The following is a 12,858-nucleotide window of genomic DNA, read 5'->3' as shown; positions in this document are numbered from 1 at the left end:
ACAGAACTCAACTGCTGTTGCCGGTACGTCCCCAGTCGGGGCCGATGCGGCCCCACTCCTCGTCCCAGCGCGCGTACCGGCGTCGCAGCGCCAGCCGGATCGCGGCCCGCCGCCCGGCCTCCAGTACGGCAGCGGTGAGCGCGGCGGCGCCCAGCCCCGCGAGGAGCGCGTGCGAGGCGGCGCCGCGCGGGCTCATCGGGCGGGAGGTGAGCCGGCCGTGCCGGTCCGTCCACACCAGGAAGCGGCTGCCGGGTCTGACCGGGCTGCGCAGCACCAGGGTGCCCGTGTGGGAGGAACCGTCGGGCCCCGCCCAGCGGGCGGTGACCTGGTTGCGGTTCGGCTGCCGGCCCGCCGCCGTCTCCGTCTCCGAGTCCAGCGGGGGGCGGACGACGACGTGCTGGGCCGTCGCCCACGTGCGCCGGCGGTCGTGCTGCTGCTCGTGCGCCGTGCGCAGCATCGCGTCGTGGGTGGCCTCCTGCGCGGCCCAGCCCACCAGCGGGACCCCCACCACCATCAGCACCGCCGCCCACAGGGACAGCCAGGCTTCGCGGCGGTCGCTGCGGCGGGCCAGCGCGTTCCCACGCCAGCGCCACAGACCGACGATCGTCAGCACCGCCGCACACCCCCTTCTCGCCGTCCGTCAGCTCTCTCGACCGGCGCGGTACCCGCACGAGAGGAACCGCCGGCGCTCCGCGCGGCCGGTCCGCGCCCGCTCGCCGGGGTGCGGCGGCCGGGCGGCCGCGTAGCCCGGGGCGCCGCGTGTCCGCGCAGCCGCCTGGTCGAGACGGCCGTACGGGGACGGCTCGGGGCGCGCTTCGCCCGGGGTCCGTGAGCTCCTCGGATCCCCTCGTGATCCGCCGAGTTTACTGAGCGATCCGCCGCGGGCGGAGGGCGGGCGCGGATCCGCCGTCCGCGCGCCCCCACGCGCCCCCGCACGTCCTGGTGAGTTTGCGGGGCGGGGCGGGCGGCGGGCGCCGACACGCGTGTTGCGCAGAGTGATCGCAGTGGCACTTTCATCACGCTCGGTGGATGAGGATACGCGCCGGCGGCCCGCCATACCCCGGTCGTTGTCGCGACATTCGACGTGCTCGCGCATCTTTTGAGTGATTGCCGCATCTCGCGCGGCTCACCTAGCTTCATGGCCGCAGCGCGTGAATTACCAGATGATCACTGAGATAGGCGGTGTCGGATGACGACTGCGGCGGAGCGTAATTCCGGAAGCGAGAGCGCGGAAGCGGCGCAGCAGAGCCTTGCCACGGCGGCGGCACGGAATCTCGCGACCACCACGAAGACACCCCCGCAGATGCAGGGCATCAGCTCCCGGTGGCTGCTGCGGGTCCTGCCCTGGGTCCAGGTCACCGGCGGCACCTTCCGGGTCAACCGGCGGCTCAGCCACACCCTCGGTGACGGGCGCGTGGAGTTCGTCTCCACCGGGTCCGACGTGCGGGTGATCCCCCTGGAGCTGTCCGAGCTGCCCATGCTGCGCGGCTACGACGACCTGCCGACCCTCGAAGCCCTCGCCGCCCGCTGCGAGCAGCGCGACTTCGGCCCGGGCGAAGTGCTCGTGCGCGAGGGCGAGCCCGCCGACCGGCTGGTGCTGATCGCCCACGGCAAGCTGCGCAAGTCCACCCGCGGGCGGTACGACGGGGAGAGCACCCAGGGTGTCCTGGCGGACGGCGAGTTCGACGGCGACGACCGGCTGACCGGCGAGGCGGGCACCTGGGACCACACCCTGACGTCGCTGACCAGCGGCACGGTCCTCACCCTGGAGCGCGGCGCCTTCGACTCCGTCCTCGCCGACTCCGACTCGCTCCGCGCCCACCTGACCGCCTCCAGGTCGCTGATCCCCTCCCAGCGCACGGAGAACGGCGAGTCCGCCATCGAGCTGGCCTCCGGGCACGTCGGCGAGCACGCCCTGCCCGGCACCTTCGTCGACTACGAGCTCAAGCCCCGCGAGTACGACCTGGAGGTCGCCCAGACCGTGCTGCGGGTCCACACCCGCGTCGCCGACCTCTACAACCACCCGATGAACCAGCTCGAGGAGCAGCTGCGGCTGACCGTGGAGGCGCTGCGCGAGCGCCAGGAGCACGAGCTGATCAACAACAGCGGGGTCGGGCTCCTGCACAACGTGGACATGAAGCAGCGCGTCCACACCCGCTCGGGCCCGCCCACCCCCGACGACCTCGACGAGCTGCTGGCCACCGTCTGGAAGGACCCCAGCGTCATCCTGGCGCACCCGAAGGCGATCGCCGCCTTCGGCCGCGAGGCCAGCGCCCGCGGCGTCTACCCGCGGTCCGTCGACTACGAGGGCCACTCCGTGCCCGCCTGGCGCGGCGTGCCGATCCTGCCCTGCAACAAGATCCCGGTCAGCCCGCAGGGCACCACTTCCGTCCTGGCCATGCGCACCGGAGAAAAGGCCCAGGGCGTCGTGGGACTCCACCAGACAGGAATCCCCGACGAATACAGCCCGAGCCTTTCGGTTCGCTTCATGGGTATCAACGAGAAGGCCGTCATGTCCTATCTGGTGAGCGCCTACTACTCCGCCGCCGTGCTGGTTCCCGACGCGCTCGGAATGCTGGAGGACGTGGAAATCGGGCACTGAGGCGGGCGGCTGACGCAGCCGCCAGGAAATCCGGAAACAGGCACCAGGAAGCACCAGAAACTGGGGACAGATGACCACGCACCCCGAAGAGACCCAGCAGCAGACCCCCTCCAGCCTCGCCACGGCGGCGGCGCGCAATCTCGCCAGCACCACCAAGACGCCCCCGCAGATGCAGGGGATCTCCCCGCGCTGGCTGTTGCGCGTCCTGCCCTGGACCGAGACCACGGGCGGCAGCTACCGCGTCAACCGGCGCCTCACCCACACCCTGGGCGACGGCCGGATCGAGTTCGTGACCACCGGCGCCGACGTCCAGGTCATCCCCTCGGAGCTGCGGGAGATCCCGCTGCTGCGCGGGCTCGATGACGAGGCGACCCTGCGGGCCCTCGCCGACGGCTTCACCCAGCGCGAGTACGCGGCGGGCGACGCGCTCACCACCCATGGCGAGCCGGCCGACGAACTGCTGCTGATCGCACACGGCCGGGTCGGCAAGCACGCGGCGGGGCGCTACGACGACGAGGTCGACCTGGGCGTGCTCGCCGACGGTGACCACGCGGGCGACCAGATCCTCACCTCGGACCCGGGCACCTGGGAGCACACGCTGCGGGCCAGGACGCGCTGCATCGTGCTCGCGCTGCCCCGCGACACCTTCCAGCAGACCGCGGACAACTCACCGCCGCTGCGCAGCCACCTCGACGCCGTGCTCTCCCGCGCCGTGCCCGCACAGAACCGGCGCGGCGAGGCGGACATCGCCCTCTCCTCGGGCCACGCGGGCGAGGCGCTGCTTCCCGGCACCTTCGTCGACTACGAGCTGAACCCCCGCGAGTACGAGCTGTCGGTCGCGCAGACGGTGCTGAGGGTGCACAGCAGGGTCGCCGACGTCTACAACGACCCGATGAACCAGGTCCAAGAGCAGCTGCGGCTGACCGTGGAGGCGCTGCGGGAGCGCCAGGAGCACGAGCTGGTCAACAGCCGGGAGTTCGGCCTGCTGCACAACGCCGACCTGACCCAGCGCATCCACACCCGCAGCGGTCCGCCGACGCCCGCCGACATGGACGAGCTGATCTCCCGCCGCCGCAAGACCCGGTACATCCTGGCGCACCCGAAGGCGATCGCCGCGATCGGCCGCGAGTGCAGCAGGCACGGGCTCTATCCCGACCAGGTCGAGGTGGAGGGCGTCAAGACGCGCGCCTGGCGCGGCATCCCGATCCTGCCCTGTGACAAGATCCCGGTGCGCGAGGACGGCACCACCTCGGTGCTGGCCATGCGCACGGGGCTGGAGGACCAGGGGGTCATCGGCCTGCATCAGACGGGGCTGCCTGACGAGATCCAGCCCTCGCTCAACGTCCGCTTCATGGGCGTCGACGAGCGGGCCCTGATCTCCTACCTCGTCAGCGCCTACTTCTCCGCCGCCGTGCTGGTTCCCGACGCGCTCGGCATCCTGGAGGACGTCGAGGTCTGAGAGGACGTCGAGGTCCGAACGCCGGCCCCGGGGGCGGCCCGCCGTGGTGGGCCGCCCCCGGGGCCGGGGTGTCGGGTCACCTGCCAGGCCAGCGCCATGTGGTGACCTCGGGCATGTCCTCGCCGTGCTCGAGGATGTAGCGGTGGTGGCGCTCGCGCAGGTCGGCCGCGCGCTGCCGTACGGTCGCGGCCCGCGCGCCCAGCCCCTCCGTCCGGTCGATCACGTCCATGACCAGGTGGTAGCGGTCCATCTCGTTGCGTACCACCATGTCGAACGGCGTCGTCGTCGACCCCGATTCGCGGTAGCCGCGCACCGCGAGCTTCGGGTGGACGGTGCGCCCGTAGACCAGGCGGTGCACCAGCCAGGGGTAGCCGTGGTAGGCGAAGATGACCGGCCTGTCGCGTGTGAAGAGGGCGTCGAACTCGGTGTCGGCCATACCGTGCGGATGGTCGCGGTGGCGCATGAGCCGCGCCATGTCCACCACGTTCACGACCCGCACGGCCACCTCGGGCAGCCACTCGCGCAGCAGTGAGGCGGCCGCCAGCGTCTCCTGCGTGGGGATGTCACCGGCGCACGCGAGCACGACGTCCGGCCCGTTGCCGCCGTGCTCGGTTCCCGCCCACTCCCACACGCCGACGCCGCGCGCGCAGTGGTCGCGGGCCGCGTCCAGGTCGAGCCAGTCGAAGCAGGGGTGCTTGCCCGCCACGATGACGTTGACGGTGTCGCGGGTGCGCAGCGCGTGGTCGGTGACGCACAGCAGGGTGTTGGTGTCCGGCGGCAGGTAGACGCGCACCACGTCGGGGCTCTTGTTGAGCACGTGGTCGATGAAGCCCGGGTCCTGGTGGGAGAAGCCGTTGTGATCCTGGCGCCAGGCGTGCGAGGTGAGCAGGTAGTTGAGGGCGGCGACGGGGCGGCGCCAGGGAACCTCGCGGGCGCTGTGCACCCACTTCACGTGCTGCGAGGCCATGCTGGAGACGAGGTTGGTGAACGCCTCGTAGGAGGCGAACATGCCACTCCTGCCGGTGAGGACGTACCCCTCCAGCCAGCCCTGGCACAGGTGTTCGGACAGGACCTCCAGTACGCGCCCGTGGCGGCCCAGGTGCTGGTCGGTGGGGAGCAGCTCCGCCTGCCAGCCGCGGTCGGTGGCGTCGAAGACGGCGCTCAGGTGGTTGGAGTCCGTCTCGTCGGGCCCGAACAGGCGGAAGTCGCGCCGCTCCTCGGTGTCGCGCAGCAGCTCCCGCAGGTAGGAGCCCAGCTCGCGCGTCGGCTCGTGGGAGGAGGCGCCGGGCCGCTCGACGGCCACCGCGCAGGACTCCAGACCGGGCAGCGGCAGCTCGCGCAGCAGCCGCCCGCCGTTGGCCTCGGGCACTGCGCCCAGGCGCAGGTCGCCCTCGGGCACCCACTCCAGTACCCGCGGGCGCGGCCTGCCCGCTTCGTCGAACAGCTCTTCGGGCCGGTAGGAGCGGAGCCACCGCTCCAGCTGCCGCAGCCGTTCCGGGTCGTCCCGCACCCCGGGCAGTGGTACCTGGTGCGCACGCCAGGTGTCCTCCACCGGGACCCCGTCCAGCTCCCGCGGCCCCGACCAGCCCTTGGGCGTACGCAGCACCAGCATCGGCCAGCGCGGCCTGACCCGCGCGCCCTCCCCGCCCTCGCGGGCCGCACGCTGGATGGCGTCGATCCGCTCCATCGCCACATCGAGCGCGCCGGCCAGCGCGCGGTGCGCCTGCGCGGGCGGGGTGTCCTGCTCCGCGGTGACGAACAGCGGATCGTAGCCGTAGCCGCGCATCAGCGCTTCCAGCTCGTCCTCGGGCAGCCGGGCCAGGACCGCCGGGTTGGCGATCTTGTACCCGTTCAGATGCAGGACCGGGAGCACGGCGCCGTCGTGCACCGGGTCGAGGAACTTGTTCGCGTGCCACGATCCTGCCAGCGGACCCGTCTCCGCCTCGCCGTCTCCCACGACCGCGCACACCAGCAGGTCGGGATTGTCGAACGCCGCGCCGAAGGCGTGCGCCAGCGCGTACCCGAGCTCCCCGCCCTCCTGGATCGATCCCGGCACGCTCGGCGCCGTGTGACTGGGGACCCCACCCGGCTGCGAGAACTCCGCGAACAGCCTGCGCATGCCCTCCTCGTCGCGCGGCACGTCGGGGCGCAGCTGGGAGTAGGTGCCCTCCAGCCAGGCGCCCGAGAGCACCGCCGCGGCCCCGTGGCCAGGACCCCACACCCCCAGCGTGCGGCGGCCGCGGGTGCGGATCAGCCGGCCCAGGTGGGTGTAGAGCAGGGTCAGCCCCGGGCAGGTGCCCCAGTGGCCCAGCAGCCTCGCCTTGATGTGCTCGGGGCGCAGCGGCTCGCTCAGCAGCGGGTTGGCGCGCAGGTAGAGCTGGCAGGCCGACAGGTAGTTCAGGGCGCGCCAGTGCGCGTCCAGCCCGTCGGCCTCACGCTCGGTGAGGGGCTCGTGTTCCGGCATGCCGGATGGGTACCAGGCCGGGGCGGATCCGACACCCCGCGCGCCCCCCGCATCCCGTACGACACCCTGGACGCGCACCGCGCCAGTGGGTGCCGGCCCGACTCGTCCGGGGCGTTGCCCGCCGGCTGCGCCCGCTGCACGATGACGGGGTGCGCAATCCATGGCTGGCGCTCGAGGCGGGGGCGGACGCGGCCCAGCGGGCCGGAGCCCTGCGCCGCGCCCACGAGACGTTCCTGACCGGCGGTACCGTCGACGCGCCCGTACGCGAGGTGGTGGCCGACTCGTGGCGGCGCTGCGCCGGGGCGCGGCTGGCCCCCGAGAGCATGGCCGGTGTCGAGGTGGACGACGCGGGCCTCGCACTGCGCCGCGAACGGCACCCACTGGCCCGCGCGATGCCGCTCTTCCGCGAGCTGCTGGGCACCATCGCCGACGACGGCGCCCACCTGCTGTCCGTCTGCGACGAGCGCGGCACCATGCTCTGGGTCGAGGGACACCCCCAAGTGCTGCGCCGGGCCGAGCGGATGAACTTCGTCCCCGGCTCGCAGTGGGCCGAGCGCGCCAGCGGCACCAACGCGCCCGGCACCGCGCTCGCCGTCGGCCACGCCGTGCAGATCTTCGCCGCCGAGCACTACTGCCGCCCCGTACAGGACTGGACGTGCGCGGCCGCACCCGTGCACGACCCGCGCACCGGGCGCGTCGTCGGCGCCGTCGACCTCACGGGCGGCGACCACCTCGCCTCTCCGCACAGCCTCGCCCTCGTCCAGGCCACGGCGCGGGCCGCCGAGGCCCGCCTCGCCGCGCTGGGCCCGGGCCCGGATGACGGTGGCACGCCACCCGACGGCGGCCTGCTCGCCGTTCTCGGCCGCGACGAGGCACGCCTGCACCGCCCGGGCGCGGGGGGCCTGCGGCTCGGACGGCGGCACAGCGAGATCCTGCTGCTGCTCGCCGCGCACCCCGACGGGCTGACCGGTGAGGCGCTCGCCCGCGAGCTGTACGGGGAACGCGACGTCAACCCCGTCACCCTGCGCGCCGAACTCTCCCGACTGCGGCAGCTGCTCGGACCGCTGCTGGCCTCCCGCCCCTACCGGTTACGGCACCGCCCGTACACCGACTACGACACCGTGGGCGAGGCGCTGGCCGCGGACGATCCCGCCGCGGCGCTCGACGCCTACACGGGGCCGCTGCTGCCCGCCTCCGAGGCCCCCGGCGTGGTGCGGCTCCGCCGGCTGCTGGAGAACCGGCTGCGGCGCCACCTGCTGTCCGGCGCCGAACCAGGGCTGCTGGAGCGGTGGCTGTGCACCGCGGGCGCGGAGGACGACCTGGAGGCGTGGGAGGCCCTGCACGGCCTGCGCCCGTCAGCGCGTACGGCGGCCAGGGTGCGCGAACTGAGCGCGCTCTACGGGCTGTCACCGGGCGCGGTCGGGACCGCCCGTAGAGCGTGACGGGCCGAGGACGCGACGCCGAGGGTGACGAGCGGCGGGATGCCGCGCGTGACGAGCGGCGGCATGCCGGACATCGTCAGCGCTCGCAACCTATCCGCAACGTCGCGGGGACTAGCCTCCCGGCACCGCCCGCCCGACGGCCGCGCCGACCCGCGTGAGCCGACCGCCGGGCGGGGCCCGTACGAGTCGGCCGGCGCAGGAGCCGGCCAGCACAGGGAGGCAGAGCATGAGCCGCTACGCCGCGCCCGGAACCGACGATGCGCTGATGAGCTACCAGTCGCGCTACGACCACTGGATCGGCGGCAGCTATGTCGCCCCCAAGCAGGGCGGCTACTTCGAGAACCCGACCCCGGTCACCGGAGCGCCCTTCACGGAGATCGCCCGCGGGACCGCGGAGGACGTCGAGCGTGCCATCGACGCCGCCCACGAGGCCGCCCCGGCCTGGTCACGCACCTCACCCGCGGAGCGCGCGCAGGTGCTCAACCAGATCGCGCAGCGCATGGAGGCGCACCTGGAGGAGCTGGCGGTCGCCGAGAGCTGGGAGAACGGCAAGCCCGTCCGCGAGACGCTGGCCGCCGACATCCCGCTGGCCATCGACCACTTCCGCTACTTCGCCGCGGCGATCCGCTCCCAGGAGGGGTCGCTCTCCCAGATCGACGAGGACACCGTCGCCTACCACTTCCACGAGCCGCTCGGCGTCGTCGCGCAGATCATCCCGTGGAACTTCCCGATCCTGATGGCGACCTGGAAGCTGGCGCCCGCGCTGGCCGCGGGCAACACCGTCGTGCTCAAGCCCGCCGAGCAGACCCCGGCGTCCGTCCACTACTGGATGAGCCTGGTGGCGGACCTGCTCCCGCCCGGCGTCGTCAACATCGTCAACGGCTTCGGCGCCGAGGCGGGCAAGCCGCTGGCGAGCAACGCGCGGGTGGCCAAGGTCGCCTTCACGGGGGAGACGACGACGGGGCGGCTGATCATGCAGTACGCCTCGGAGAACCTCAGGCCCGTCACCCTGGAGCTGGGCGGCAAGAGCCCCAACATCTTCTTCGAGGACGTCTCCGACGACGCGGACGACTTCTACGACAAGGCCCTCGAGGGCTTCGCCATGTTCGCCCTCAACCAGGGGGAGGTGTGCACCTGCCCCTCGCGCGCCCTCATCCAGCGCAGCCACTACCGCGCCTTCCTCGACGCGGGTGTGCAGCGCACCCAGGCCCTCGTGCAGGGGCATCCGCTCGACACCGAGACCATGGTGGGCGCGCAGGCCTCCAACGACCAGCTGGAGAAGATCCTCTCCTACCTCGACATCGGCACTCAGGAGGGCGCACGCGTGCTGACCGGCGGCGGGCGCGCCGAGCTGGGCGGCGAGCTGGAGGGCGGCTACTACGTGCAGCCGACCGTCCTGGAGGGCAGCAACGACATGCGGGTCTTCCAGGAGGAGATCTTCGGCCCCGTCGTCTCCGTCACCGGCTTCGACGACTTCGACGACGCCATCCGCATCGCCAACGACACCCTCTACGGGCTGGGCGCGGGCGTGTGGACCCGCGACGGCTCCCGCGCCTACCGCGCCGGGCGCGCCATCCAGGCCGGACGGGTGTGGACCAACTGCTACCACCAGTACCCGGCCCACGCTGCCTTCGGCGGCTACAAGCAGTCGGGCATCGGCCGGGAGAACCACAAGATGATGCTGGAGCACTACCAGCAGACCAAGAACCTGCTGGTCAGCTACGACGCCAAGAAGCTCGGAATGTTCTGATGGCCTCGCCTGACGAGCGGTCGGAGTCCGAGCGGTCGGAGTCCGAGTGGTCGGAGTCCGAGCGGGTCGCCGTCACGCCCGCGGCCGCCGAGCTGCTGCGGACGCTCACCGCCAAGCACGGGCCGCTGATGTTCCACCAGTCCGGCGGCTGTTGCGACGGCAGCAGCCCCATGTGCTACGGCAGAGGCGAGTTCCGCACGGGCGGCTCCGACGTGCTGCTCGGCGAGCTGGAGATCGACGGCGTGGCCGAACCCGTCCCGTTTTGGATGTCGTCCGCGCAGTTCGCGCTCTGGAGCCACACCCGTCTGACCGTCGACGTCGTCGAGGGAAGGGGCAGCGGCTTCTCGCTGGAGGCCCCCGAGGGGGTGCGCTTCCTGATCAGGTCGCGGCTGGTCGGCAGCTGAGCGCTCCGGCGCCCCGAGGTCCGTACACGCCCGCGGGCACCGCCGTCTCCCCCACGGCGGCGCCCGCGCAAGCGCTCCACACGCGTGCGTCGCGCTCGCGACGGCGCGTCAGTACCCCCGGCCGCCGTACTGGTGGCCGCCGTACGGGTCCTCGTACTGGCCCGGCATCTGGCGCGGAGCCGCCGGGCGCGGGGCCACCGGACGCATGTACTGCGTCGCCTGGTTGTGCATCGCCTGCTGCTGGTACTGCTGCACCTGGACCTGCGGCTGCGGCTGCGGCGGCATCTGCTGCATCGGTGCCTGCGGCTGCCCCGGGCCCTGCGGTCCCGGATAGCCGTAGCCGCGCGGCGGCGCCTGCTGCGGAATGTGCGGCGCGGGCGTGTGCTGGAGCGGAACGGGGCCGCCCTGCATGCCCGAACCTCCACCGGGCGGAAGGGCGGCCGGAGCCTGCCGGACCGGCTGCTGACGCATCGGCGCGGCCTGCTGCGGTACGGGCTGCGGCGCCGGGGGCTGCGGCGCGGCGGCGCCCGGATATCCGTATCCGGGCGCGTGCTGCAGCGGAGCGGGCTGCGGCATCTGCGGCTGCCGCGGGTCGGGGCCCGCGGGCAGTGCCGGGGGCAGCGCCGCGAGCGCGCCGCCCGTACTCCCCGTGTCATAGGCCGACGGCACCCGGATGGGAGCGATCTGCGGTGTGCCCCGCTCAGCGACGAGCATGTCGTAGATCGGCGTCTCGGGATAGGACGATGCAGCGTAGTAGCCGCCGCTGTAAGAGCTGCGGGGGGAGGTCATGCTCATAAGGTAAGCCCACAATCCGCATCGGCACTAGAGAGGTACACACACAACGCCTGGCCCACCCGCATCACCGCAGGCGGGCACCTGTTTTCACCCCGCAGGAGCGACCGCGCCAGGGGAGCGCGCGGGAGGAGCTCGACCGGGGGCCGAAGCCCCCTCATGCCGACCGTGTTGACACGCGGTCAGGCATGGCGAGACGGCTCGTTCCCGCCTGTCTCCTGAAACGGGCGCGCGGGAGGAGAAGCTGACAGAAGCATAAGCCCACCGGCAATGCCCCCAAACGCCCCTGCCCGAACAAGTTGTTCGACTTTCGCGGGCTGCGGCGAGAAGAGCGCGGAGGGGCTTCGGCGGGCGCGGACGCGTGCAATAGGTTGGGAGGGACCGGAACGCGGGGCCCACCGAGCCCGAGGGGGAGTGGCTATGACGATGCGCAAGGGGACCAACGTCCCCGTAACCGCTGCGACGGTCCGGATCGAGCTGGGCTGGTCGTCAGGACCGCTCGTGCCGGACGTCGACGCGTCGGCACTCCTGCTCGACTCGCACGGCAAGGTCCGCTCCGACGCGGACTTCGTCTTCTACAACCAGCCCCGGCACTCCTCGTCGGCCGTGCACCACGAGGGCAAGAACCCGATAGGTGAGGCCTGCACCGACGCGCTGACCGTCGACCTCACGCGCGTCGAACCGGAGATCGACCGCATCGTCATCGCGGCCTCCGCCGACGGCGGCAGCTTCGGCCAGGTGCCGGGACTGTACGTACGCCTGCTGGAGGCCGGAGCCCCCGGAGCCCCGGCCACCGGGCCGGAGATCGCGCGCTTCGACCCGGCCGACGCCGCGGCCGAGACCGCTTATCTGCTGGGGGAGCTCTACCGCAGGCAGGGCGCGTGGAAGTTCCGCGCCGTCGGCCAGGGGTACGACAGCGGCCTGGCCGGTCTCGCCACGGACTTCGGCATCAGCGTCGACGAGCCGTCCGCCGCTGGCGGTGCGCCCGCCCCGGCCGGCAGCGGCGCGCCGCTGCACCCGCACAGCGCCCCCACCCCGCACGTGCCGGAACCCCCCGGGGTGCAGGCGCCCGGTCTGCCGCAGGGACCCGGCGCCCCCAGCACCCCCGACCTGCCGACCCCCTCGGTCCCCGGCCCGACGGCGGACGCACCCCCCGCCCCCTCCATGCCCCCGGCCCCCTCGGCCCCCGCCCCCGCGGCTCCGACACCACCGGCGCCTCAGCCCGCGCCCGCCGCCCCCGCCGCTCCTGCCGCGCCCGTGCGGCTGAGCAAGGTGACGCTCACCAAGGAGGCCCCGTCGGTCTCCCTGACCAAGCAGGGCGGCACCTCCGGCGCCATGCGGGTCAACCTCAACTGGACGACCCAGGCCCAGCAGCCCAAGGGGCTGGCCGGACGGCTGAGCAAGGCCATGGGCGCGCTGACGGGACCCGACCTGGACCTGTGCGCCCTCTACGAGCTGGCCGACGGCCGCAAGGGCGTCGTGCAGGCGCTCGGCAACTCCTTCGGCTCGCTGCACCGGCCGCCCTACATCCATCTCGACGGCGACGACCGCACCGGCGCCGTGGAGACCGGCGAGAACCTGACGCTCAACCTCGACCACGCGGCCGAACTGCGGCGCGTCCTCATCTTCGTCACCATCTACGAGGGCGCGCGCAGCTTCGCCGGGCTGCACGCCACCGTCACGCTCAGGCCGCAGCACGGCGCGCCCGTCGACTTCTCCCTCGACGAGTGCACCATCCCCTCCACCGTGTGCGCCCTCGCCCTGATCAGCAACGAGAGCGGCGAGTTGATGGTGCGTCGCGAAGCGCGCTACCTGGTGCCGCAGCGGGGCGTGAGTCCTCAGCGCACCGTCGATCAGGAGTACGGCTGGGGCATGCAGTGGACGCCGGGGCGCAAGTGACGGGGACGGGGCGCGCGGCACGGCGTCGCGCCCCGAGAAAGACCAG

Annotated in this window: 9 protein-coding genes; 6 read left to right on the top strand and 3 right to left on the bottom strand. The window is 72.9% G+C overall.

The window, feature by feature from the left end; genetic code table 11:
- Positions 1-7 precede the first annotated feature (7 nt).
- On the bottom strand, positions 8-613 hold the full coding sequence (locus tag MMF93_RS03160) for an Rv1733c family protein (RefSeq protein WP_242749341.1): 606 nt from the start codon (positions 611-613) through the stop codon (positions 8-10).
- Between the two features lie 576 nt (positions 614-1,189).
- On the opposite strand from MMF93_RS03160, the gene MMF93_RS03155 reads away from it, so the two are divergent.
- Positions 1,190-2,602 (top strand): family 2B encapsulin nanocompartment shell protein, encoded by a 1,413-nt coding sequence (locus MMF93_RS03155; RefSeq protein WP_242749340.1) that lies wholly within the window; start codon positions 1,190-1,192, stop codon positions 2,600-2,602.
- A 70-nt stretch (positions 2,603-2,672) separates the two neighbouring features.
- Entirely contained in the window at positions 2,673-4,061 is a 1,389-nt protein-coding gene (locus tag MMF93_RS03150; RefSeq protein WP_242749339.1) for a family 2B encapsulin nanocompartment shell protein, read from the top strand.
- A gap of 76 nt (positions 4,062-4,137) precedes the next feature.
- On the opposite strand, the gene MMF93_RS03145 is transcribed toward MMF93_RS03150, so the two are convergent.
- Positions 4,138-6,525 (bottom strand): phosphoketolase family protein, encoded by a 2,388-nt coding sequence (locus MMF93_RS03145; RefSeq protein ID WP_242749338.1) that lies wholly within the window; start codon positions 6,523-6,525, stop codon positions 4,138-4,140.
- Positions 6,526-6,674: 149 nt separating this feature from the next.
- Here MMF93_RS03145 and MMF93_RS03140 point away from each other — a divergent pair, with 149 nt between their 5' ends.
- From MMF93_RS03140 to MMF93_RS03130, 3 genes are all read left to right on the top strand, one after another.
- On the top strand, positions 6,675-7,967 hold the full coding sequence (locus tag MMF93_RS03140; RefSeq protein ID WP_242749337.1) for a helix-turn-helix domain-containing protein: 1,293 nt from the start codon (positions 6,675-6,677) through the stop codon (positions 7,965-7,967).
- A 226-nt stretch (positions 7,968-8,193) separates the two neighbouring features.
- Positions 8,194-9,717 (top strand): acetaldehyde dehydrogenase ExaC, encoded by a 1,524-nt coding sequence (exaC, locus tag MMF93_RS03135; RefSeq protein WP_242749336.1) that lies wholly within the window; start codon positions 8,194-8,196, stop codon positions 9,715-9,717.
- On the top strand, positions 9,717-10,121 hold the full coding sequence (locus MMF93_RS03130) for a DUF779 domain-containing protein (protein WP_242749334.1): 405 nt from the start codon (positions 9,717-9,719) through the stop codon (positions 10,119-10,121). Before exaC ends, MMF93_RS03130 begins: the two co-directional genes overlap by 1 nt.
- A gap of 108 nt (positions 10,122-10,229) precedes the next feature.
- Here the strand turns inward: MMF93_RS03130 and MMF93_RS03125 are convergent, their stop codons facing one another.
- Entirely contained in the window at positions 10,230-10,910 is a 681-nt protein-coding gene (locus MMF93_RS03125; RefSeq protein WP_242749333.1) for a DUF6643 family protein, read from the bottom strand.
- Between the two features lie 423 nt (positions 10,911-11,333).
- Between MMF93_RS03125 and MMF93_RS03120 the strand changes: the two genes are divergently transcribed.
- Positions 11,334-12,812 (top strand): TerD family protein, encoded by a 1,479-nt coding sequence (locus MMF93_RS03120; protein WP_242749332.1) that lies wholly within the window; start codon positions 11,334-11,336, stop codon positions 12,810-12,812.
- Positions 12,813-12,858: the final 46 nt, after the last annotated feature.

The sequence above is a fragment of the Streptomyces tubbatahanensis genome, from assembly GCF_022699385.1.
Lineage (GTDB): Bacteria > Actinomycetota > Actinomycetes > Streptomycetales > Streptomycetaceae > Streptomyces > Streptomyces diacarni.
The sequence above is the reverse complement of the archived record's forward strand: the minus strand, read 5'-3'. Positions and strand labels throughout refer to the sequence as shown.